Origin of the sequence: Eubacterium sp. AF19-12LB (assembly GCF_003479125.1) — a bacterium.
GTDB lineage: Bacteria > Bacillota > Clostridia > Lachnospirales > Lachnospiraceae > Eubacterium_U > Eubacterium_U album.
The window spans coordinates 89,144-113,523 of the sequence record NZ_QUGP01000006.1 but is presented as its reverse complement, the minus strand read 5'-3'; the positions used below and the strand labels follow the sequence as shown (position 1 = coordinate 113,523).

The 24,380-nt window shown below is 33.1% G+C and carries 18 protein-coding genes; all 18 read left to right on the top strand.

The window, feature by feature from the left end:
• Window positions 1–3: 3 nt before the first annotated feature.
• The 18 genes from murD to pknB all read left to right on the top strand — a co-directional run bounded on the left by murD (window position 4) and on the right by pknB (window position 24,345).
• The gene (gene murD, locus DWX29_RS07665) at window positions 4–1,194 is read left to right on the top strand and encodes a UDP-N-acetylmuramoyl-L-alanine--D-glutamate ligase (protein ID WP_118565550.1); all 1,191 of its coding nucleotides are present in this window, start codon (window positions 4–6) and stop codon (window positions 1,192–1,194) included.
• A 63-nt stretch (window positions 1,195–1,257) separates the two neighbouring features.
• Window positions 1,258–2,538 carry an O-acetylhomoserine aminocarboxypropyltransferase/cysteine synthase family protein gene (locus tag DWX29_RS07660; RefSeq protein ID WP_118565549.1) on the top strand — a complete coding sequence of 427 codons (1,281 nt, stop codon included), beginning with the start codon at window positions 1,258–1,260 and terminating at the stop codon, window positions 2,536–2,538.
• Window positions 2,539–2,718: 180 nt separating this feature from the next.
• Window positions 2,719–3,417, top strand: a complete 699-nt coding sequence (locus tag DWX29_RS07655; RefSeq protein WP_022088497.1) for an ABC transporter ATP-binding protein — start codon at window positions 2,719–2,721, stop codon at window positions 3,415–3,417.
• 25 nt (window positions 3,418–3,442) lie between these two features.
• Window positions 3,443–6,613 (top strand): ABC transporter permease, encoded by a 3,171-nt coding sequence (locus DWX29_RS07650; RefSeq protein ID WP_118565548.1) that lies wholly within the window; start codon window positions 3,443–3,445, stop codon window positions 6,611–6,613.
• 29 nt (window positions 6,614–6,642) lie between these two features.
• Window positions 6,643–7,419, top strand: a complete 777-nt coding sequence (hisA, locus tag DWX29_RS07645) for a phosphoribosylformimino-5-aminoimidazole carboxamide ribotide isomerase (protein WP_118565547.1) — start codon at window positions 6,643–6,645, stop codon at window positions 7,417–7,419.
• Window positions 7,420–7,548: 129 nt separating this feature from the next.
• Window positions 7,549–8,220, top strand: coding sequence for an ATP-dependent Clp protease proteolytic subunit (locus DWX29_RS07640; RefSeq protein WP_022088500.1), 672 nt, complete (start codon window positions 7,549–7,551; stop codon window positions 8,218–8,220).
• 190 nt (window positions 8,221–8,410) lie between these two features.
• Entirely contained in the window at window positions 8,411–9,283 is an 873-nt protein-coding gene (locus DWX29_RS07635; RefSeq protein ID WP_117909824.1) for an undecaprenyl-diphosphate phosphatase, read from the top strand.
• Window positions 9,284–9,361: 78 nt separating this feature from the next.
• The gene (locus DWX29_RS07630) at window positions 9,362–12,037 is read left to right on the top strand and encodes a DNA translocase FtsK (protein WP_117909825.1); all 2,676 of its coding nucleotides are present in this window, start codon (window positions 9,362–9,364) and stop codon (window positions 12,035–12,037) included.
• 11 nt (window positions 12,038–12,048) lie between these two features.
• Window positions 12,049–13,719, top strand: coding sequence for a formate--tetrahydrofolate ligase (locus DWX29_RS07625; protein WP_117909826.1), 1,671 nt, complete (start codon window positions 12,049–12,051; stop codon window positions 13,717–13,719).
• 124 nt (window positions 13,720–13,843) lie between these two features.
• Window positions 13,844–14,686 carry a bifunctional methylenetetrahydrofolate dehydrogenase/methenyltetrahydrofolate cyclohydrolase FolD gene (gene folD / locus DWX29_RS07620; RefSeq protein WP_118565546.1) on the top strand — a complete coding sequence of 281 codons (843 nt, stop codon included), beginning with the start codon at window positions 13,844–13,846 and terminating at the stop codon, window positions 14,684–14,686.
• Between the two features lie 31 nt (window positions 14,687–14,717).
• Complete coding sequence (priA, locus tag DWX29_RS07615; protein ID WP_158574519.1) at window positions 14,718–16,949, top strand: primosomal protein N'; 2,232 nt, start codon at window positions 14,718–14,720, stop codon at window positions 16,947–16,949.
• 16 nt (window positions 16,950–16,965) lie between these two features.
• Entirely contained in the window at window positions 16,966–17,439 is a 474-nt protein-coding gene (def, locus tag DWX29_RS07610) for a peptide deformylase (RefSeq protein ID WP_022088506.1), read from the top strand.
• Between the two features lie 85 nt (window positions 17,440–17,524).
• Window positions 17,525–18,451, top strand: a complete 927-nt coding sequence (gene fmt / locus DWX29_RS07605) for a methionyl-tRNA formyltransferase (protein ID WP_022088507.1) — start codon at window positions 17,525–17,527, stop codon at window positions 18,449–18,451.
• Window positions 18,452–18,453: 2 nt separating this feature from the next.
• Window positions 18,454–19,182, top strand: coding sequence for a zinc metallopeptidase (locus DWX29_RS07600; protein WP_117909828.1), 729 nt, complete (start codon window positions 18,454–18,456; stop codon window positions 19,180–19,182).
• Entirely contained in the window at window positions 19,172–20,524 is a 1,353-nt protein-coding gene (gene rsmB / locus DWX29_RS07595) for a 16S rRNA (cytosine(967)-C(5))-methyltransferase RsmB (RefSeq protein ID WP_022088509.1), read from the top strand. Before DWX29_RS07600 ends, rsmB begins: the two co-directional genes overlap by 11 nt.
• Window positions 20,525–20,535: 11 nt before the next feature.
• On the top strand, window positions 20,536–21,588 hold the full coding sequence (rlmN, locus tag DWX29_RS07590) for a 23S rRNA (adenine(2503)-C(2))-methyltransferase RlmN (protein WP_118565545.1): 1,053 nt from the start codon (window positions 20,536–20,538) through the stop codon (window positions 21,586–21,588).
• On the top strand, window positions 21,585–22,328 hold the full coding sequence (locus tag DWX29_RS07585; RefSeq protein ID WP_117909831.1) for a Stp1/IreP family PP2C-type Ser/Thr phosphatase: 744 nt from the start codon (window positions 21,585–21,587) through the stop codon (window positions 22,326–22,328). Before rlmN ends, DWX29_RS07585 begins: the two co-directional genes overlap by 4 nt.
• Complete coding sequence (pknB, locus tag DWX29_RS07580) at window positions 22,321–24,345, top strand: Stk1 family PASTA domain-containing Ser/Thr kinase (RefSeq protein ID WP_118565544.1); 2,025 nt, start codon at window positions 22,321–22,323, stop codon at window positions 24,343–24,345. Before DWX29_RS07585 ends, pknB begins: the two co-directional genes overlap by 8 nt.
• The last annotated feature ends 35 nt before the right edge of the window (window positions 24,346–24,380 follow it).

Genomic DNA, 24,380 nt, shown 5'->3' with positions numbered 1-24,380 from the left:
TATATGAAAATAGCAGATATTTTAACAGGGAAAAAGATTTTAATTTGGGGATATGGAAGAGAAGGTAAATCAACAGAACATTTTATTATAGACCATAATATTGATTGTGAATATGATATTTTTGAAGGTAAATATGAAGATATCGATTGTGATAAATATGATATAATTGTTAAAAGTCCGGGCATAAAATGCCATGAAGATAATATTAAATTTACTTCACAGACGGAATTGATGTTAGCACAATTTGCAAAAAATATAATTGGTATTACAGGCACAAAGGGAAAGAGTACTACAGCATCTATGTTGTACACAACTTTAAGGAATTGTGGAGTAGATTGTGTATTAGTTGGTAATATAGGAAGACCATGTCTTGAGAGATATGACGAAATAAAAGATGATACTACAATAGTGTATGAAATGTCATGCCATCAGTTGGCACATGCAAAGGCATCACCTAAAATAGCAGTCCTTCTTAATTTATATGAAGAACATTTGGATTACTACGATACAATGGAAAGATATAAAAATGCTAAATTTAATATTTTCAGATATCAGAGAGTTACAGATACTTTTATTGTAAATGAGGAAATCGATTTAGATATACCGGTAAATGCAAGAAAAGTTGTTATGTCAGATAAAAATTTAGCAAAAGATTTCTTCCTTAAATTAAGAGGAATACATAACCAATACAATGCAAATGTAGTATATTATATTGCTACAAAGTGCTTTGGATTAGATGAAAAAGAAGTAACAAAATACATCGAATCTTTTGAAGGGCTTCCACATAGAATGGAACGTTTAGGGGAAATAGACGGAGTTACTTATTATGATGATTCAATTTCGACAATATGTCAGTCAGCAATTCAGGCTGTAGAAAGTATTGAAAATATTGGAACTATTATTATCGGTGGAATGGATAGAGGAATTGATTATCAGATTCTTTGTGATTATTTTGAAAAGAATACGAAGGTAAATGTTATTTGCATGTATGCTTCAGGTGAAAAAATTTATGATATGTTATCAGGCAGAGAAAATCTTTATATGTGTAATAACTTAGTAGAGGCAACAAATAAGGCAAAAGAAATTACAAAATCAGGACAAGCGTGTGTATTGTCACCGGCAGCAGCTTCATATGATCATTTTAAGAATTTTGAAGAGCGTGGTGATTTGTACAAACACACTTTAGGTTTATAAAAAACTATACGGGGATGGTAAACACAAAGTATGTGCTAATAATAAAGTTAGTGAGGTTACAAAATGGAAAAGAGAAACTTAGACACTATATGCGTACAGGGAGGATGGCAGCCTAAAAATGGAGAGCCAAGAGTACTTCCTATTTATCAAAGTACTACATATAAGTATGACAATTCGGAACAGATGGGCAGATTATTTGACTTAGAGGAAGAAGGATATTTTTACACAAGACTTCAGAATCCTACGAATGATGTTGTGGCACAGAAAATTTGCGATTTAGAGGGTGGTGTGGCAGGTATGCTTACATCTTCAGGACAGGCAGCAAATTATTATGCAGCATTTAACATTTGCGAAGCAGGTGACCATATTATATGTTCAGCACATGTTTATGGAGGAACATTTAATCTTTTTGGAGTTACAATGAAGAAACAGGGAATAGATGTAACTTTTATTAATCCTGATTGTACAGAAGAAGAATTAGAAGCTGCATTTAAACCAAATACAAAAATGGTATTTGGCGAAACAATATCAAATCCATCTTTAGTTGTATTAGATATTGAAAAGTTTGCAAAGGCAGCCCACAGACACGGAGTGCCACTTATAGTAGACAATACATTTGCAACACCAATTAACTGCAGACCATTTGAGTGGGGAGCGGATATTGTTACACATTCAACAACAAAATATATGGATGGTCATGCAATGGCAGTAGGTGGAGCGATTGTTGATAGTGGAAAATTTGATTGGAATGCCCATGCAGATAAATTCCCGGGACTTACAACTCCTGATGATTCATATCATGGAATTGTATATACTGAAAGATTTGGAAAGGGAGCTTATATTACAAAGGCAACAGCTCAGCTTATGAGAGATTTAGGCTCGATTCCGGCACCTATGAATTCATTTTTGTTAAATGTAGGACTTGAGACACTCCATTTAAGAATGCCACGTCATTGTGAAAATGCTATAAAGGTGGCAACATACCTTCAGAGCAGTGATAAAGTAGCGTGGGTTAACTGTCCGATGCTAAAAGGAAACAAATATTATGATTTGGCTAAGAAATATATGCCAAATGGTACATGTGGTGTAATTACATTTGGATTAAAGGGTGGAAGAGAAACGGCAATTAAATTTATGGACAGCCTTGAATTTATTACAATTGTTACTCATGTTGCAGACGCACGTTCATGTGTACTTCATCCTGCAAGCCATACACACAGACAGATGACAGATGAACAGTTAATTGAAGCAGGAGTTCAACCGGATTTAATTAGATTTTCAATCGGTATAGAAAATGCTGATGATATTATTAACGATTTAGAACAGGCTTTAAATAGAATTTAAATGTATTAAACAAAACAAAGGTCTTCATGGATTAAACATGAAGACCTTTAATTTTATTAAAGATAACAAAGTTACTTTGCCCTTGAATGAAAAAAAAATGTCAGTTAATATATATATAAGAGAAATTAGATTTTAGATGGTAGATGGTAGTATGAAACATGCTTTTAGGAGGTGCGATTTATGAGTTACGTTGAAATAAAAGATGTTGTAAAAGAATATAAAACAGGAGAAATAACAATAAAGGCGGCAGATGGAATGAATTTTTCATTTGAAAAAGGAGAATTTGTTGTTATTGTCGGACCTTCAGGAGCAGGAAAAACTACCGTACTTAATATTTTAGGTGGAATGGATAAATTGACTTCCGGTAACGTTATTGTTGATGGAAAAGATATAAGCAGATACAGCAATAGGGAGTTAACTACATATAGAAGACATGATATTGGTTTTGTTTTTCAGTTTTATAATCTGGTGCAAAATCTTACAGCATTGGAAAATGTAGAACTGGCAGGTCAGATTTGCAAAAATCCGTTAGATGCAAAAAAAGTTCTTGAAAGCGTTGGACTTAAGGAAAGAATGAAAAACTTCCCGGCACAGCTTTCAGGAGGAGAGCAGCAAAGGGTATCTATTGCAAGGGCAATTGCAAAAAATCCTAAATTATTATTGGCAGATGAACCGACAGGAGCATTAGATTATCAGACAGGAAAAGCTATATTAAAATTATTGCAGGATACATGTAAAAAAGGTATGACAGTTGTTGTAATTACGCACAATCAGGCAATTGCACCAATGGCAAACAGAATAATTAAAATCAAAAACGGTAAAGTCAGTGATATGACAATAAATGAAAATCCACTTCCGGTAGAAAAAATTGAATGGTAAAAATTAAGTATCAAGAGGTAGCTATATGAAGGCATTAAGAAAAGAATTTTATGTTCAGATAAAAAAGACATTTGGCAGGTTTTTATCCCTGCTTTTAATTGTTGCCCTTGGTGTGGCTTTTTATGCTGGAATACGTTCTACGGAACCTGACATGAGAAAATCCGTGGATGCAATTTATGATAAAGAAAACATTTATGATATTAGAGTTGTAAGTGAACTTGGAGTAACTAATAACGATATTAATGCATTAAAGTCTATAGATGAAATAAAAGACATCGAAGGTATATATAATGTGGATCAGGTAGTTAAGAATGGAGAAACAGAGTATACCGTGAAAATGATGTCTAGAACGGATACAATTAATAAAGTGAAAACAAATGTGAATGAACTGTCAGATGATGAGTGCCTTGTGGATAGACAGTTAGCTGAACATAATTACATTAAGGTAGGGGACAAGATAACAGTTGATAATGAATACGTAAAGGGAAAGGAATATACCGTAAAAGGAACTTTTTGTACAGGTAATTATTTATCATTTCACAAAGGAAGCAGTACAGTAGGTTCAGGAAAACTTGATGGATTAATAATTATTAATAAAAATCAGTTTGATATGGATAACTTCTCTGATATTTATATTACATTAAAAGGTGCTAAAAAGTTAGACAGCTATGGAACAAAATATGAAAAGTATGTTGATAAAGTGACAAATAAAATTAAAAAAGTTGCGCCTGCTATGGAACAAAAAAGATACGAAGAAATAGTTGACGTGGCAAATGAAGAAATTCAGTCAGCTCAGGAAAAGATAGATAAAAATTATAAAAAATACGAAAAAGGTTTGAAAAAAGCGGATGATGGACAGAAGGAAATAGAAGAAAATAGTAAAAAAATAGAAGAGGGAGAAAGTGAATTAAAAAAGCAGGAAAAAGAATATAAAAGTGGAGTTGAACAATACAATAAAGGGGAAAAGCAATATGAATCTGCCAGCGTAAAATTGAAAGAAGGTGAAAAAGAGTATAAAAATGGTCAAAAACAATATGAAAGTGGATATGCTAAATATAAAACAGGAGTAAAAGAACTTGAAAGTGGGAAAAATGATTTAAATAACACTAAAAAAAGATTTGCTGCAATGGGAATGAGTGATGTGCCGCAGGTTAAGAGCCAGATTGAAAGTGCACAGTCAGAGATTTCTAAACATGAGCGACAATTAAATAAAGCAAAAATTAAACTGGATAAAAGTAAAAAGAAGCTTGATAAAGCAAAGAAAAGTTTAATTGTTGGAAAGCAGGAATTAAAAAAATCAAGAGCAGTATTAGATAATACGAAAGAAAAACTTGAAACCGGAAAGCAAAAACTAGCTGATGGAAAAAAAGAAATTACTGATGGTAAAAATGAGATTATAAAGGCACAAAAAAAGGTTGATAAGGCATATACGAAGCTTGCTAAGGCTCAGAAAAAGCTTAACAAAGCGCAAAGAAAAGTAGATAAGGCAAAAGATAAAGTATATGAGATAGAAAAGAAAGAATGGTATGTGCTGGACAGACAAACGGTTGTGTCATTTGTTGAATTTGGTCAGGACGCAGAGCGTATTGGAAATATAGGAAAAGTATTTCCACTTATATTCTTTTTGGTTGCAGCAATGGTAAGTTTGACGACTATGACAAGAATGGTTGAGGAAGAAAGAGTTCAGATTGGAACACTTAAGGCACTGGGCTATGGAAAAGGAAGCATAGCCGGAAAATATATCGCATATGGAGCAGTTGCAACAATTGCAGGTGGCATAATTGGAGGTATAGCAGGTAGCAAAACTTTACCATGGATTATAATAACTGCGTATAGATTGATGTATCAGAATTTATATATAATAGAAATTCCTATAAATGGATATTATTTTGTGACAGCATGTCTTGCAGCAGCAGTAAGTGTAATAGGTGCAACAATACTTGCGTGTTATAAAGCACTTATGGAACAACCGGCATCACTTATGCAGCAAGAAGCTCCAAAAGCCGGAAAGCGTGTGCTGCTTGAAAGAATACCTTTTATTTGGAATCATCTAAGTTTTAATATAAAATCGACTTTTAGAAATCTGTTTAGATACAAAAAAAGATTGTTCATGACTTTGTTTGGTATAGGTGGATGTATGGCTTTAATGCTTGTTGGATTTGGCGTTAAAAATTCCATAAATTCAATATTAACAATACAGTTTGACGATTTATTCCATTATGATTTGACAGTTACATACGATGATGAATGGACTAAGAAGAATGGAACGGATGAACTTAAAAAGATTCTCAACAGCAATTCGGATATAAAAGATAATTTACAGGCAGATGTATTGAATTATGATGTTGGAAAGGAAAATAGTACGGTAAGTACATACATAGTTATACCTGAAAGCACAGATGATATATCTAAATACGTTACATTTAAGAGCAGAACTAAAAATGAAAAATATAAGTTAAATGATGATGGTGTGCTTATATCTGAAAAAATGGCTAAGAAAATCGGAGCCAAAGTAGGCGATGAAATTTATTTCAAAGAAAGCGATACTGTAAGATATAATGTAAAGGTTAGTGCAATAATCGAAAATTATAGTTATCATTATATGTATATGACCGGAAAATATTATAAACAGATAACCGGGAAAGATGCAAAAATGAATACTGCTTTTTGTATCCTGAAAAAAGGCAGAGTTATAGACGATAAAATAGGAAATAAAATAATGAGTAATGATGGTGTTGCAGGAGTATCATTCTTACAGACAACATATAATAGTTTTAGTGAAATGATGAAAAGTATGGATACGGTTGTAATCGTACTTGTATTTTCGGCAGGACTACTTGCATTTATTGTACTTTATAATCTTAACAATATAAATATTGCTGAAAGACGAAGAGAATTGGCAACATTTAAAGTACTTGGCTTTTATGATATGGAAGTGTCAGGTTATATTTACAGAGAAAATGTCATTATCACAATTTTAGGAATTATAATAGGCATTGGATTTGGAATAATTTTGCACCAATTTGTAATTCAGACGGCAGAAATTGATATGGTTATGTTTGGAAGAAATATTGGAACGCGTGGTTACATTTATAGCACATTATTAACAATTTTATTTGCTGTAATAATTAATATTTCGATGCATTTTAAATTGAAAAAAGTTGATATGGCAACATCACTAAAAAGTGGAGAATAGTAAATAAAAAAGAAAGATAGGAAGAAAAAATGAAATTCAGACCATGTATAGACATTCATAATGGGAAAGTAAAACAGTTAGTAGGTGGAACGCTTAAAGATAAAGGTAATAAGGCACAGGAAAATTTTGTGTCACAAAAAGGTGGAGCATATTATGCAAATATGTATAAAAATAACAATCTTGAAGGTGGACATATTATTATTTTAAATGCAGCAGATTCCGAGTATTTTGAGGCTTCAAAAAAGCAGGCACTTGAAGCGCTTGCTGCTTATCCGGAAGGAATGCAGATAGGTGGAGGAATTAATGCAGAAAATGCAGCTGAATATATTGAAAATGGAGCAAGTCATGTTATTGTTACATCATATGTATTCAAAAATGGAGAAGTAAATTACGAAAATTTAGACAAACTTGTAAAGGCAGTAGGTAAAAGTAAAATCGTATTGGACTTAAGTTGCAGAAAGAAAAACAATGATTATTATATAGTTACAGACAGATGGCAGACATTTACTAACATTAAATTAAATGAAGAAACAATGGAGCATTTTTCCAAATATTGTGATGAATTTCTAATCCATGGAGTTGATGTGGAGGGAAAAGGTTCGGGAATGGAAGAAGAGTTAGTAAAATTGCTTTCAAAGTGGGAGAAGAACCCAATTACTTATGCAGGCGGAATTGCAAGTGTAGATCAGATAGATAATTTCAAAAAAATATGTGATGCAAAATTAGATTTTACAATAGGAAGTGCATTGGATATTTTTGGTGGACATTTATCATATCAGGAAATAGTTGCTAAATATAATGAATAAAAATGATAGGTTACATTTTTATTCTTGTGCAATCGTATAGCATTTTATGATTGGCATCTTTTAAGTGGTTTATAATATTATTTTGAAAAATCTCCATACTATTTATAGAAAGTAGTATGGAGGTTTTTTATGAGTGAAAATAAAGAAAAAAATGACGATATCATAGAATATGGGCAGACTGATTTAGATAAAAATAAAGAACATAAGAAAATACATTTGCTTAATATTATAGGTGAAATAGAAGGGCATGATTGTCTTAGCAGTAATACGAAAACAACAAAGTATGAACATGTTATTCCAACGATTGCGGAAGTTGAGGATAATGATGAAATAGACGGTTTGCTTGTTATATTAAATACTGTTGGTGGAGATGTGGAGTGTGGACTTGCAATAGCAGAGATGATTGCAAGTATGAGTAAACCTACAGTTTCACTTGTCCTTGGAGGAAGTCATTCAATAGGAGTGCCATTAGCTGTTTCTACGGATTATTCATTTATTGTTCCGACCGGAACAATGGTAATACATCCTGTAAGAATGAATGGATTATTTATTGGGGTTCCACAAACATATGATTATTTTATGAGAATACAAAAAAGAATAAACCAATTTGTTGTTAATCATTGTGGGATAACTGAGCATAGATTTATAACATTGATGACAGAAACTGAAGTGCTTACAAAAGATGTTGGAAGTATTCTTGTTGGAAAGGAAACAGTGGATAAAAAAATAATAAACGAAGTTGGTGGCTTAAAGGAGGCAATGAATAAATTAAAATCCATGATAGATGATAAAAAAATATAATGATGTAAGGGGCAAAAGGTCTAAGTCCGCGTGAGTTTGTTCATAAGTGGGCTTAGACCTTTTATGGCTTTTATAGCTGCCAAGCATTAATATGTATTATAACTTGAATTAAGATTGAAAAAATAGTAAAATGAAATGTACTTATGGATTTTAGAAGGATAAAACTATTTGGAAAGTAGTAGGTGGATACATGGGATTATTTAAGGCGATAATATTAGGAATTGTGCAGGGACTGACAGAGTTTTTACCTGTAAGTAGTTCAGGACATTTGACTATATGTAAGCAATTAATTGGAATGGAAGATATCGGTTTTTCATTTGATATTATTTTACATGTTGGAACATTGCTGGCAGTATTCTTAGTTTACTGGAGAGATATAGGACGTCTTATAGTAGATGGAATAGGAATTATTGTTGATGTTTGCTTTAATATAAAAGAGTTTTTTGTCAGCAAAAAAATGCAGGATGAGCCATTTTACAGAAAAGTAATATGTAATGGTTATAGAAAATTCGCAATGCTGGTAATAGTATCTACAATCCCAACAGGTATAATCGGTTATTTTGGAAAAGATTTAGTTGAAAAAGCAGGAACTACTCTTTTAGTTCCCGGAATATGTCTTATTATAACAGCAACACTTCTTCTTATTTCAGATAATCTTCCTGATGGAAAAAAGAAACCAAAGAAAACAAGCTATTTAAATGCACTATTTATTGGAACATGTCAGGGAATTGCAACTTTACCAGGACTTTCAAGATCTGGAACTACAATAACAGCGGGTCTGTTATGTGGATTAAAAAGAGAATTTGCAGTTAAATATTCATTTATTATGTCAATTCCGGCAATAATGGGTGCTGCAGTGCTAGACATCGCAGATTTTGGAAAAGATGGAATGACATCTTCAGATTTAGGATGTTACATTGCCGGAGCTTTAGTAGCGGCAGTTGTAGGATATATTTGTATTAAGACAATGCTTGTTATTGTAAGAAATAAGAAATTTAAATATTTTGCATACTATTGCTATTTAGTTGGCGCTATAGCTGTTATTGGTTATTTTGTAAAATAAAAAGAAAAATTAACGTAATTATTTTAATGACTGAAATAGAGTAATTGATTGAATAATAAAAATTTGATGGAGGTAATGATGGCTACTACTAAAAAAAGAACAAGTGGTACCAAATCCAAAAAAACAACAAATAAAGGACGAAACACCGGTACCCGTAAGAGCAATTCAAAAAATTCGAGAACCAGTGAACAGATAAGAATAATATCAGAAATTTACATATGGATTCTAATTGCGGTAGCATTATTACTTTTTTTAAGTAATTTTGGAGTTTGCGGGGTAGTAGGCAATATGCTCAGTTATTTTATGTTTGGAGCATTTGGAGTACCGGCATATATATTCCCTATTGTGCTGTTTTTTATAGCAGGTATATTGTTTGTAAATTTAGGCGATGTTAGAGCGGTTGCTAAAAGTGTAACTGCATTAATTCTTTATTTTGATGCATGTGTTTTTGCACATTTGATTTTGAATGTACAAAAGACTACAGTTAGTGAATATTACTCTTTTTGTGGTGAATATAAAATAGGTGGTGGAATTATAGGTGGAGCCATAGGAGATGGCCTTAAAACTTTATTTGGAATAGCAGGAACCTATGTGTTTGTAATAATAATTGCAATTATAACAATTGTTATATTAACTGAAAAATCTATTTTAGATATGCTTAAAAATCATGGAATCAGCGTTTACGAAAGCGCAAGAGATGATATGAAGGATATTCAGCAACAGCAGGAAGTTGCAAGAATAGAAAGAAAGAAGCAAAAAGAAATAAACAGACAGGAAAAGGAAATTCAGAGAGTTCATCGGGAGATTGAAGCTAAGGTAAGGGCTGAGGAAGTTGAAAAGAAAAAAATGGAAAAGGCAAAGCCTGTCAATTTTAGTGATTTAGATGCTATAAATGTCTCAGGAATAAAAGAAGAAAGTCAGAATGTACATGAAATTAATATAGAAGGATTAGAACCGGAATATAGTGGACATATTGATTTAGAAGAAGAACCGACAGGTCAGTTTATATATGGAAAACAAAGTGGTGTTACGGCGAAACTTAAAGAAGAGCCTATTAATAAAACTCCGATAGCGGATGAACATGCAAATGATGGAGAGTTTAAACCTAAGGAAAGAATATTTGTTTCAAAAGAAGCAAAAGAAGTAATGAATAGAAAGCCTTATGGCATGCAGGAAATTAAACCTTCACAGGAAACGATGGATGCACAGGAAATTAATCCACAGACGAAAGTGCCTGAAAAAGCATCATCAGAAGGAAAGATTATTGCACCGGTTAAGAAAAAGATGAAATATACTAAACCAACATATAGTCTTTTAAATAAAAATCCGGGAAGTAAGAATCCAACATCAAAAATGGAACTTATGGAAACAGCAAATAAATTGCAACAAATTCTTCAGAATTTTGGAGTTAATGTAACAGTAACAAATGTAAGTAAAGGCCCTTCGGTTACAAGATATGAATTACAACCGGAAATGGGAACAAAAGTTAGCAAGATAACTGCACTTACAGATGATATCAAATTAAATCTTGCCGCAGCAGATATTAGAATTGAAGCTCCGATTCCGGGAAAAGCAGCAGTTGGAATCGAAGTTCCTAACAAAGGAAGAGATACAGTTTATATAAGAGAATTATTAGAATCCAAAGAACTAAAAGAGAATTCTTCAAAGATTGCTTTTGCGGCAGGTAAGGATATTGCAGGCAGGGTTGTAGTTGCAGATATTGCAAAAATGCCACATATGCTTGTAGCCGGAACAACAGGTTCGGGAAAATCAGTATTTACAAATTCAATAATAATGAGTATTTTATATAGAGCGACACCTGATGAAGTTAAGTTGATTATAATTGATCCTAAGGTAGTTGAATTTAAGGTTTACAATGGAATACCTCATTTATTATATCCCGTTGTTACAGATCCTAAAAAGGCAGCAGGTATATTGAATTGGGCTGTGGCTGAAATGTCAGAAAGATATAAAAAATTTTCGCAGACAGGCTCAAGAGATTTGAAAGGATATAATGCAAAAATTGAAGCAGGAGATTACGAAGGAGATGAACCACCTGAAAAGATGGCTCAGATTGTAATAGTAATTGACGAGTTAGCAGACCTTATGATGGTTGCAGCAAAAGAAGTTGAAGATGCGATATGCAGACTTGCACAGCTTGCACGTGCAGCTGGAATTCATTTGATTATTGCCACTCAAAGACCTTCGGTAGATGTTATTACAGGTCTTATTAAGGCAAATATTCCATCTAGAGTTGCATTGACTGTTTCATCAGGAACAGATTCCAGAACAATTATAGATATGAATGGAGCTGAAAAACTGCTTGGTAATGGTGATATGCTGTTTTATCCATCAGGCTATGTTAAACCTGTAAGATTGCAGGGAGCATATGTATCTGATGAAGAGGTACAAAGGACAGTTCAATACCTTGTATCGCATAGCAGTGAGGTTGTTTACGAAACTTCCATTGAAGAAAAATTATCGGAACCATCTAAAGAAGATGGAGAAGAAAATGGAAGAGATGAATACTTTGAACAGGCAGCAAGATTATGCATTGAAAAAGACAAAGGTTCTACAAGTATGCTGCAAAGACAGTTCAGAGTTGGATTCAATAGAGCAGCACGTATAATGGAACAATTATACGATGCCGGTATTGTTGGACAGGAAGAACAAAATAAACCTAGAAAAATACTTATGAGCATGGAACAATTTGATGAGTATATTTCAGGCAATAATAAAAAAGAGGAGCAATAAAGGAGAAGAAAATGAAAACAGATATTCAGATTGCGCAGGAAGCTACTATGCTTCCAATTAAAGAGGTAACAGCAAAAATTGGGTTAACAGAAGATGATTTAGAATTATATGGTAAATATAAAGCAAAAATTTCAAATGAATATTGGAATAAAATAAAAGATAATGAAGATGGAAAACTTGTACTTGTAACAGCTATCAATCCAACTCCTGCAGGAGAAGGAAAGACAACAATTACTGTTGGTTTAGGACAGGCTTTAGGTCAGTTAAATAAAAAAGCAGTAATTGCACTTAGAGAGCCATCTCTTGGACCTTGCTTTGGTATTAAAGGGGGAGCAGCAGGTGGTGGATATTCACAGGTTGTTCCTATGGAAGATTTAAATCTTCATTTTACAGGAGATTTCCATGCAATTACATCAGCTAATAATTTATTAGCAGCAATGCTTGATAATCACATTCAGCAGGGAAATGTACTCGGAATTGACCCTAATCAGATTGTATGGAAGAGATGTGTGGATATCAATGACAGAGTATTAAGAAATATTATTGTAGGTCTTGGAAGAAAGGTTGATGGAACAGTAAGAGAAGACCATTTTGTAATTACAGTTGCATCAGAAATTATGGCAATTCTTTGCCTTGCAGATGATTTAGCAGATTTAAAAGAAAGACTTGGAAAAATAATTGTTGCTTATACATATGATGGTAAGCCTGTAACTGCAAAGGATATTCAGGCAGTAGGTTCAATGGCAGCACTTTTAAAGGATGCTATTAAACCTAATGTAATCCAGACATTAGAGCATACAACAGCACTTGTTCATGGTGGACCATTTGCAAATATCGCACATGGATGTAACTCAGTAAGAGCAACAAAGACAGCATTAAAGATGGCTGATATAGTAGTAACAGAAGCAGGATTTGGTGCAGACCTTGGAGCAGAAAAATTCATGGATATTAAGTGCCGTCAGGCAGGACTTAAACCTGATTGCGTTGTTTTAGTTGCAACAGTAAGAGCATTAAAATATAACGGTGGAGTTCCAAAGAGTGAATTGTCAGAAGAAAATTTAGACGCGTTGGCAAAAGGTATTGTTAACCTTGAAAAACATATTGAAAACCTTCAGAAATTTGGAGTCCCTGTAGTTGTAACATTAAATTCATTTATCACAGATACAGAAGCTGAATATGAATATATTAAGAAATTCTGTGAAGACAGAGGATGCGAATTTGCATTGGCACAAGTATGGGAAAAAGGTGGAAAAGGTGGAATTGATTTAGCTAATAAAGTTCTTGAAACATTAGAAAATAAAGAATCTAAATTCAAACCATTATATGATACCAAATTACCAATCAAAGAAAAAATCGAAACAGTTGCAAAAGAAATTTATGGAGCAGATGGAGTTAATTATTCACCTGAAGCTCAGAAGGCAATTGCTAAGATTGAAGATATGGGATATGGAAATCTTCCTGTATGTATGGCTAAAACACAGTATTCATTATCAGATGATAAAGATAAATTAGGAAGACCGGAAGGATTTGAAATCAGCATTCGTGACGTATATATATCAGCAGGAGCAGGATTTGTTGTTGTATTAACTGGAAATGTAATGACAATGCCGGGACTTCCAAAACATCCTGCAGCATACGATATTGATGTTACAGACGATGGAAAGATTACAGGATTATTCTAATAAATGATGCCGTGTATAAAATGCAATGAATTAAAATTAATTCGTAGGTATCAATAAGGAGCAAAATGCATTTTGCTCCTTAACTATAATAATTACTGCGAAGAAAGGAAGCGTTTATAAAGTAATGAAATTAATTGATGGAAAGAAGATTTCAGGTGAAATTAAAGATGAAATCAAGGAAGAAGTTGCAAAGTTAAAAGAACAGGGGATTGACATAGCACTTGCAGTCGTAAAGGTTGGAGAAGACCCTGCATCAGCTGTGTATGTTAGAAATAAAGAAAAAGCATGTGAATATGTAGGAATAAAATCAATTACATATGCATTAAAGGAAGAAACTACACAGGATGAACTTCTTGAATTAATAGATAAGTTAAATGCAGACAAAGAAATTAATGGAATTCTTGTACAACTTCCATTACCAAAACATTTAGACGAAACAGAAGTGCTAAACAGAATTGACAGCAAGAAAGATGTTGATGGTTTCCATCCAATGAATGTCGGAAAAATGATGATTGGTGAAGAAACATTTTTACCATGTACACCTGCAGGAATTGTTGAGCTTATAAAGAGAACAGGTGTCGAAATCTCAGGAAAAGAATGTGTGGTAATAGGACGTAGTAATATTGTAGGCAAGCCAATGGCGATGCTTATGCTCAAAGAAAATGCAACAGTAACAATTGCACATTCAAGAACAAAAGACTTAAAGGAAGTTACAAAAAGAGCAGATATTTTAATTGTAGCAATAGGTAAGCCAAAGTTTATTACAGCTGATTATGTTAAAGAAGGAGCGGTTGTAATTGATGTAGGAATCCATAGAAATGAAGATAACAAGCTTTGTGGAGATGTGGATTTTGATTCAGTAAGTGAAAAAACATATGCAATAACACCTGTACCGGGTGGCGTTGGACCAATGACTGTTACAATGTTATTGGCAAATTGCGTAAGAAGTGCAAAGTTATTTAGATAAAGATAAATAAGATATGAAAGGGCGGTGTCAAATGAAATTTGCGAATATTATTGTTGATATTTCACATGAAAAATTGGACCGCCCTTTTGGTTATATAATACCGAAAGAATTAGAAGATAAGATATCTATAGGTACTCAGATAGTTATTCCATTTGGAAAAGGAAACAGAGAGATAACAGGATATGTAATCGAGATAACAGACAAGCCGTCATTTGATATAAATAAGATGAAATATATTATTCGTGCAAATGAAGGCGCGGCAACGGTTGAAAAACAACTTATAGAGTTAGCCTGGTGGATAAAGAAAGAGTATAGCTGTACAATGAATCAGGCATTAAAAACAGTCATACCTGTTAAAAAGAAAATAAAAAATATACAAAAGAAGACAATAACGCTTAATATAAGTGAAGAAGAAGCAGAAGAAAAGATATTAAAATATAAAAAGTCCAATGCAAAGGCAAAGGTCAGATTGCTACAGGAACTAAAAGATATAAAACATATGTCAAAGGAGCTTGTAGTAGACAAATTAAATATATCGCCAAGTACTCTGAAGGCACTTGAATCTACAGGAGATATTTTGATAGAAATTGAAAACAGTTATAGAAATCCTGTTAATTTTAATAATCTTGAGCGTTATGATATAATATTAAATGAACAGCAAAAAGCTGTCGCAGACAGTATTAAAAAGACAATGGATTATAAAAAAAGTGAAAAAGCAAATGTTCATTTGATTTATGGGATAACCGGAAGCGGTAAAACAGAAGTTTATATGGATATTATAGACAAGACTATCCACGATGGAAAACAGGCGATTGTTTTAATTCCTGAAATCGCTTTAACATATCAGACAGTAAAGAGATTTACGAGAAGATTTAAAGATAAGGTGTCAATAATTAATTCAAAACTGTCAGCAGGAGAAAAGTATGATCAGTTTGAAAGGGCAAAAAGAGGAGAAATAAGTATAATCATAGGTCCAAGATCTGCGCTTTTTACCCCATTTGAACATTTAGGCCTTATAGTAATTGATGAAGAGCATGAGGGAGCATATAAAAGTGAAAATGTTCCTAAATATCATGCAAGAGAGGTGGCTGCAAAATTATGCAATATTACAGGAGCAACATTAGTTTTAGGCTCAGCAACACCTTCTTTAGAATCATATTTTAATGCGCAGACAGGGAAATATAAGTTACACAGACTTACAAGCAGAGAAAAAGGCAAATTGGCACAGGTGTCAGTAGTTGATATGAGGAAAGAGCTAAAGAATGACAATAAGTCAATGTTTAGTATGGAATTAAAGCAGCTGATTAATGACAGATTAGAAAAAAAACAGCAGACTATGTTGTTTATAAATAGAAGAGGATATGCAGGATTTGTGTCGTGTCGGGAGTGTGGAGAGGCAGTCAAATGCCCACATTGTGATGTGACATTAAAAGCCCATAATAATGGAAAAATGGTGTGCCATTATTGCGGTTACGAAGAACCGATTCCAAGGTTATGCCCAAAATGTGGTTCTAAATATATAGCCGGATTTGGTATAGGAACACAAAAAGTTGAAACAATGATAAAAAAAGAATTTCCACAGGCCAAAGTATTGCGAATGGATTTTGACACAACATCAAGGAAAGGTGGTCATGAAGAAATACTGTCAGCTTTCGCAAATCATCAGGCAGATATCCTCGTTGGAACTCAGATGATTGTAAAAGGACATGACTTTCCTGATGTAACATTAGTTGGAATTTTAGCAGCGGATATGTCATTATATGCGAGTGATTATACGGCGGCTGAAAAGACGTTTCAATTACTAACGCAGGCAGCAGGAAGAGCAGGAAGAGGAAAAGAAAAAGGACAGGTCGTAATTCAGACATACTCACCGGATAATTATAGTATTGAATCAGCAGCAAAGCAGGATTATGAAGAATTCTATCAGGAAGAATTAGCATATAGACAATTAATGCAATATCCACCTGTAGCGGCAATGACTGAAATCTTAATTCAATCTGAAGATGAGGAGTTGTTAGACAGATTTACAGATGCCCTTACTAAATATATAAACAAATTAAAAGAAGCAAAATTTAAACAGTTAATGATAATTGGACCGGCGAAACCTCCGGTGGCAAAGATAAATGATGTATATAGAAGAATGATATATTTAAAAAGTCTTGATAAAGAAAAACTTATTAGAATGTCAGACTATATACAAGAATTAATAAATACTTCACAAAAAGTTAAAGGTATAACCTTACAATTTAATGTGAGAGAGTGATAAAAGGAGAAATGAGATGGCGCTTAGAAATGTTAGAGAATTAGGAGATCCATGTTTAAGAAAAGTTTGTAAAGAAGTTAAAAATATTAATGCTAGAACAAAGATTCTTATAGATGATATGCTTGATACTATGTATGAGGCAAATGGTGTCGGACTTGCAGCACCTCAGGTTGGTGTTCTTAAAAGAATTGTCGTAATAGATATAGGAGATGGTCCGATTATCATGATTAATCCTGAAATTATAGAAAAAGATGGAGAACAGACAGGGTATGAAGGATGTTTAAGCCTTCCAGGAAAATCAGGGGTAGTCACAAGAAGCAACCATGTTGTTGTAAGAGCATATGATGAAAATATGGAATTATATGAATTAGAGGGAACAGAATTACTAGCAAGAGCAATACAGCATGAATGTGATCATTTAGACGGAATAATGTATGTAGACAAGGTTGAAGGAAGAATATATGACAATGAAGAATTAGAAGATGAATAAAGAAAAATTCATTTTAATAAATCTTTCCGACGACAAGCCACCGACCTAAGGGAGGGGCAATACATATTATTAGAGGAGAAATAAGATGAAAATAGTATTTATGGGTACTCCCGATTTTTCAGTTAATGCTTTAGAAAATATTGTAAAAGCAGGTCATGATGTGGTTGGTGTAATTACACAACCTGATAAACCAAAGGGACGTGGTGGAAAAATGCAATACACACCGGTAAAAGAAAAAGCATTGGAATTAGGACTTGATGTATATCAGCCACAAAGAGTTAAAGAAACTGAATTTATTGAAAAGTTAAAAGAAATGAATCCTGATGCAATTGTGGTAATTGCATTTGGACAAATTTTACCAAAAGCAATTTTAGATATGCCTAAGTATGGATGCATAAACGTACATGCATCATTACTTCCTAAATACAGAGGAGCGGCACCTATTCAGTGGTCAGTTATTGACGGCGAAAAAGAAACAGGTGTTACAACAATGTATATGAATGAAGGATTAGATACAGGGGATATTATAGACAAAGTAGTTGTCCCGATTGATAAGAAAGAAACCGGCGGAAGCTTATTTGATAAATTAGCAATAGAGGGTGGGAAATTAATCTTAAAAACATTAATTGAACTTGAAAATGGAACAGCAGTAAGAACTCCGCAGGATGACAGTAAGTCAAATTATGCAGGTATGATTAATAAACAGTTAGGAAAAATTGACTTTAATAAATCTGCAAATGAAATTGAGAGACTTATAAGAGGGTTGAATCCATGGCCAAGTGCATATACAAAAATGGATGGTAAGACTTTAAAAATATGGGATGCAGATGTGGACGATTCTGAAAATGATTCTGCACCAGGAACAATTACTGAAGTAGGTAAAGACTTTATCCGTGTTGCAACGGGAAAGGGAAGCCTTAAAATTTTAGAACTACAGTTAGAGGGCAAAAAGAGAATGAAAACAAGAGATTTCCTAAATGGAGCTAAAATTCCTGATAGAATGGAGGGATAAATATGATTTTAGCATATTATGGATATGGATATTATTATTTTGATCCAACTTATATTTTCTTAATTATTGGTGCAGCTATATGTATGATAGCTTCAGCAAGAGTAAATTCAACATATAATAAATACTCCAATTATAGAAGTATGTCAGGACTTACAGGAGCTCAGGCTGCAGAAAGAATATTAAGATCTCAGGGAATTACAGATGTTCAGATTCGTCATATAAGAGGCAATCTGACAGATAATTATAATCCGGCAAATAAAGTTTTAAGTTTGTCAGATGCAACCTATGCAAGTGACAGCGTTGCAGCAGTCGGAGTAGCAGCACATGAATGTGGACATGCAATACAGCATGCAAAAGGATATGCACCTATTTCAATTAGAAGCGCATTAGTCCCATTTGCAAATTGGGGCTCAAGACTTTCATGGATATTAATAATCGCAGGATTGTTTATAGGCGGCAATTCATCGCAGATGATTATTGATTTAGGAATATGGGCATTTTCATTAGCCGTATTATTCCAGCTCGTTACATTGCCGGTAGAATTTAATGCATCATCACGTGCAATGCAAATACTCGAATCAACAGGAATTCTTGGAACACAGGAACTACAATATACACGAAAAGTTTTATCAGCAGCGGCTATGACATATGTTGCGGCAGCAGCTTCATCTATTTTGCAGTTATTGAGACTTATTGTATTATTTGGCGGAGGAAGAAGACGTGACGACTAATAAAGCGCCGGAAGTTAATCTTAGAAATATAGTTTTAAATATGCTTTTAGAAAATAATAAAGGTAGACTTAGTCATTTAATTGTTAAAGATACATTAGATGAAAATAAAAATCTTGATAAAAATCAAAGAGCTTTTATTACACGCCTGTTTCAGGGAACTATAGAAAGAACAATTGAAGAAGATTATATAATTAACTTGTTTTCTAAAACAAAAGTTAATAAAATGAAGCCGGTAATCAGATATATATTACGAATGTCTGTTTACCAGCTTAAATATATGGACAGTGTTCCTGAATCGGCAGTTTGTAATGAAGCAGTTAAATTAGCAAAAAAAAGAAAATTTTCTAATTTAAGTGGATTTGTAAATGGTGTTGTTAGAAATATAGCCAGAAATATGGATTCCATAAAATATCCTGAAAAAGAAAATGAAAGACTTGAGATTGAATATTCAATGCCTTTATGGATTGTTGATATGTGGATTGAAAGATTTGGCATTGAAACGACAAAAAATATACTTAAAAGTGTGTATAATAAAAAAACAACAACTATTAGAGTGAATACGTCAAAAACTACAGTTGACGAAGTAGTAGTAAGACTTGAAAATGAAGGAGCAAAAGTAAAACGCTCTACATTGTATAGCAATGCATTAGAAATATCAGATTATAATCAGATTGCAGATTTTTATGATTTTAATAAAGGAAACATTGTAGTACAGAATTTAAGTTCAATGTTTGTAGGAATGGCAGCTAATCCTAAAGAAGGGGACTACATAATTGATGTGTGTGCGGCACCTGGAGGAAAAAGCCTTCATATAGCTGATTTGATTCATAATAAAGGTAAAATTAGGGCAAGAGACTTAACTGAATATAAAGTAGGCCTTATTAATGAAAATATAAAAAGAACCGGATTTAACTGTATTTTTGCTGAATGTAAAGATGCAACTAAATTAGATAAAAATGTCATAGGTAAAGCAGATATTGTTATAGCAGATTTGCCTTGCTCAGGACTTGGAGTTATAGGAAATAAAGTTGATATAAAATATAACACAAGTATTGAACAGATAAATGAGCTTGCAAAATTGCAAAAAGAAATATTAAGCGTGGTTTCCAAATATGTTAAACCGGGTGGAACATTAATATATAGTACTTGTACTGTGACAAAAGAAGAAAATGAAGATAATGTAAAATGGATAGAAGAAAATCTTCCGTTTAAATTACAGTCATTAAATAAAAAACTGCCGGAACAGATAATTGACAACAAACATGATTATGTTCAGATTCTTCCGGGAAAATATGGAATGGATGGATTTTTTATTTCGGCATTTAGAAGAATAGATAAATAGGATGAAAAGATATGACAAAATTAGACATTAAATCATATAATTTAGAACAATTAAAGAATGAATTAAGTCAGATGGGAGAGAAGCCTTTTAGAGCAGGACAGATATATAAATGGCTTCATATTGACAGAGTTTCAAGCTTTGACGAAATGACTAATTTGTCAAAAGATTTGCGACATAAATTAGATGAAAAGTATGAGATAATCACTCTTAAACCTGAAAAGGTCTTAATTTCTAAAATAGATGGAACAAGAAAATATTTATTTGGAATAAAAGGTGGAGCAGTAATTGAAAGTGTGTTAATGAGATATCATCATGGAAATTCAGTATGTATTTCAACACAGTCAGGATGTCGTATGGGATGCCGCTTTTGTGCTTCAACGCTAAATGGATTAGATAGAAATCTTACTACATCTGAACTGCTTGAACAGATTTATCAGATAGAAAAAAATATAGATGAGAGAGTATCAAATATAGTTTTAATGGGAAGTGGCGAGCCTTTAGATAATTTTGAGAATGTGACTAATTTCATTAGAATGATAACAGATGAGAATGGTGCAAATATAAGCCAGAGAAATATTACGTTATCAACATGCGGACTGATTCCAAAAATTAAGGAATTAGCAGATATGAATTTTCAAATTACATTGGCAATTTCCTTACATGCATCAGATGATGAAACCAGAAAGAAATTGCTTCCTATTGCAAATAAATATACAATAGAAGAAGTTTTAGATGCATGCAGATACTATTTCAATAAAACAGGAAGAAGAATAACATTTGAATATAGTCTTGTTGCAGGTGTAAATGATACAATAGAAGAGGCGGATAAATTAGGCAGACTTGTATCAGATTTGAATTGTCATGTTAATCTGATACCGGTAAATCCAATTAAAGAAAGAGAATACCGTCAGTCTGCAAAACAAGCTGTTTTACAATTTAAATCGAGAGTTGAAAAATATAAAATAAATGCTACTATAAGAAGAGAGATGGGCAGAGATATAAATGGAGCCTGTGGTCAACTTCGAAACGAAGCAATGAGTCAGCGAAAGGAGGATTTGGAGTGAAAGCATATGGAAAAAGCGATGTTGGATTAATGAGAACAATTAATCAGGATAGTATATTTGTATCAATGAGTTCCGTTGGAAAACTTCCAAATTTATTCATTGTAGCCGATGGCATGGGCGGACATAAGGCAGGAGATGTTGCGTCTAGGAAAAGCATAGAAGAATTTATTAAATATGTATGCACAACTAATATGACAGATCCGGCTAATATACTCGATTCGGGGATTATGGAGATAAATAAAATAATTCTTGATTTAGCAAAGTCTAATAAAGATTATTCAGGTATGGGAACAACATTTGTAGCAGCTACAATTGTTGAGAATCATGTTTATATTGCAAATGTAGGTGACAGTAGACTATACCTTGTAAATGAGGATATACAACAGATAACAAGAGATCATTCTTTAGTAGAAGAAATGGTCAGATTAGGTCAGTTGGCAAAGGAAGAAGCCAGAACTCATTTTAAAAAGAATATTATTACACGCGCGGTAGGTGCAGAAGAGGCTGTGACAGCAGATATTTTTGAGATTGAGACAAAGCCAAATGATAAGCTTTTGTTGTGCTCAGATGGATTAACTAATATGGTTGAGGATTATGAGATAAAAACAATAGTTCAATCTAGCGATGATATTGAATCAGCAGTCCATAGACTTATTGATCAGGCTAATGAGAACGGTGGAAAAGATAATATATCGGTTGTTCTTGTTGAGCCGGGAGTGATGAGGTGTAACAATGATTAAGAAGGGTATGTTTATTGGAAACAGGTATGAGGTTTTAGATAAAGTAGGTTCCGGTGGAATGTCGGATGTCTATAAAGCAAAAGACCATAAGTTAAATAGATTTGTAGCTATTAAAGTATTAAAACATGAATTTAGTAAAGATAAGAATTTTGTATCAAAATTCAGAGTGGAAGCGCAGTCTGCTGCAAGACTCGAACATACAAATATTGTAAATGTTTATGATGTAGGAGAAGATGCAGGACTTTATTATATTGTAATGGAACTTGTTGAAGGAATTACATTAAAGCAATATATAGCAAGAAAGAAAAGGCTTTCAGTAAAAGAAGCTACAAGTATTGCAATCCAGATTGCACAGGGCATAGAGTGTGCACATAACAATCAGATAGTGCATAGAGATATAAAGCCGCAGAATATTATTATTTCAAGAGAAGGAAAAGTAAAAGTAACTGATTTTGGAATAGCTAAAGCTGCTTCAGCAAATACGATAAATGGAAATGCCATGGGGTCAGTTCATTACATATCTCCTGAACAGGCAAAGGGAAGTTATGTAGATGAGAGAAGTGATATTTATTCGCTAGGCATTACAATGTATGAAATGCTTACAGGAAAAGTACCGTTTGATGGAGATAATACTGTAAATATTGCATTACAGCACATTCAGAATAATGTTCCTGACATAAGAAGCATAATTCCTGAAATGCCGGTAAGTATTTCAAAAATAGTCCTTAAATGTACACAGAATAAACCAGACAGAAGATATCCTAAAATATCATCACTTATAGCAGATTTGAAAAAGTCATTATTAAATCCTTATGATGATTTTGTAAGATTTGATTCAAATGAAGATTTAAGTGAAACAACATTAATTACTGATTCAGGAATTAAGAAAATAAATCCTGATGATGGTAAAGTAGTTGATGAAAAGATTGAAAAAATACAGGATAACAATGATATAGATGCTGTTGATCCTAAGTTAGATAAGTTAATTACAGTAGGTGGAATTATTGCAGGTATAATAATGTTTATTATAATCGTTATAATTATAACAGTAGTTGTACAAAGTAATAACGTAGAAATACCTACAACACCTCAAAAAGAATCATCTACTATTGATTCAAAGCAGACAATAGTTCCTTATGTAGTAGGAATGACAGAAGATGAAGCACAGGAAGCATTACATGATAAGGCGTTAGGATACCAATATGAAGGCTATGTTTATAATGATGAATATGAAAGCGGATACATATGTAAGCAGTCCGTTGATGCAGATAGTGTAATTGATAAGCACACAACAGTAATCTTAACGGTAAGTAAAGGTTCTGAAAAATTAGAAATACCTAAGGAACTAGTTGGAGAAAAACTAGCTGATGTAGAGTCAAAACTTGATGAAATCGGAGTAAACTGGGAAATAGAATACGAATATAATTCAGCAAGTGTTGATACTGTATTAGATATTAATCCGAGTGAAGGAGCACCGGTTTCAAAAGGAGATACGGTTCATATTAAGGCAAGCAGAGGAACTAAAATTTCAACAACAACTATTGTACCGTCTTTGATTGGAAAGAAAGAGAAAGATGCTAAAAGTTCTATTTCAGCAGCAGGATTAAAAGTTGGAGAAATACGATATGTAAATGATGAATCCGTTGCTAATGGAAAAGTAATAAGACAGACGGTTAAATCAGGTGGAACAATTCCAAAGGGTACAACAATAGGACTTGTAGTAAGTTTAGGACCGGTTGAAGTAACAACTGTACCTGAGACAACTACACAACAGGTTATAAATGAATCTAAACAGGCTGTTTTAGTAAAATCACAGTTATATTTTGAAGATGACAACACACCTGTTACAGGCGGTGTTATTACGGTAACATATAGTAATGGACAAACAGAAGCTACAGACGATGCATCAACATGGGATACTACAATAATCAATGTTCCAACAAATCAGGATGGAACAGATTGTACATACACATTAATGATAGGTAGTCGTATAGTTAAAATTAACGCAGGTGGATGATGAATAACAATAGGGGACTTTTTAGTCCCCTATTA

Bases quoted from the DNA above. Each gene is read 5' to 3' on its own strand.
- murD (WP_118565550.1), top strand. From the start codon at position 4: ATGAAAATAGCAGATATTTTAACAGGGAAAAAGATTTTAATTTGGGGA.
- DWX29_RS07660 (WP_118565549.1), top strand. From the start codon at position 1,258: ATGGAAAAGAGAAACTTAGACACTATATGCGTACAGGGAGGATGGCAG.
- DWX29_RS07655 (WP_022088497.1), top strand. From the start codon at position 2,719: ATGAGTTACGTTGAAATAAAAGATGTTGTAAAAGAATATAAAACAGGA.
- DWX29_RS07650 (WP_118565548.1), top strand. From the start codon at position 3,443: ATGAAGGCATTAAGAAAAGAATTTTATGTTCAGATAAAAAAGACATTT.
- hisA (WP_118565547.1), top strand. From the start codon at position 6,643: ATGAAATTCAGACCATGTATAGACATTCATAATGGGAAAGTAAAACAG.
- DWX29_RS07640 (WP_022088500.1), top strand. From the start codon at position 7,549: ATGAGTGAAAATAAAGAAAAAAATGACGATATCATAGAATATGGGCAG.
- DWX29_RS07635 (WP_117909824.1), top strand. From the start codon at position 8,411: ATGGGATTATTTAAGGCGATAATATTAGGAATTGTGCAGGGACTGACA.
- DWX29_RS07630 (WP_117909825.1), top strand. From the start codon at position 9,362: ATGGCTACTACTAAAAAAAGAACAAGTGGTACCAAATCCAAAAAAACA.
- DWX29_RS07625 (WP_117909826.1), top strand. From the start codon at position 12,049: ATGAAAACAGATATTCAGATTGCGCAGGAAGCTACTATGCTTCCAATT.
- folD (WP_118565546.1), top strand. From the start codon at position 13,844: ATGAAATTAATTGATGGAAAGAAGATTTCAGGTGAAATTAAAGATGAA.
- priA (WP_158574519.1), top strand. From the start codon at position 14,718: ATGAAATTTGCGAATATTATTGTTGATATTTCACATGAAAAATTGGAC.
- def (WP_022088506.1), top strand. From the start codon at position 16,966: ATGGCGCTTAGAAATGTTAGAGAATTAGGAGATCCATGTTTAAGAAAA.
- fmt (WP_022088507.1), top strand. From the start codon at position 17,525: ATGAAAATAGTATTTATGGGTACTCCCGATTTTTCAGTTAATGCTTTA.
- DWX29_RS07600 (WP_117909828.1), top strand. From the start codon at position 18,454: ATGATTTTAGCATATTATGGATATGGATATTATTATTTTGATCCAACT.
- rlmN (WP_118565545.1), top strand. From the start codon at position 20,536: ATGACAAAATTAGACATTAAATCATATAATTTAGAACAATTAAAGAAT.
- pknB (WP_118565544.1), top strand. From the start codon at position 22,321: ATGATTAAGAAGGGTATGTTTATTGGAAACAGGTATGAGGTTTTAGAT.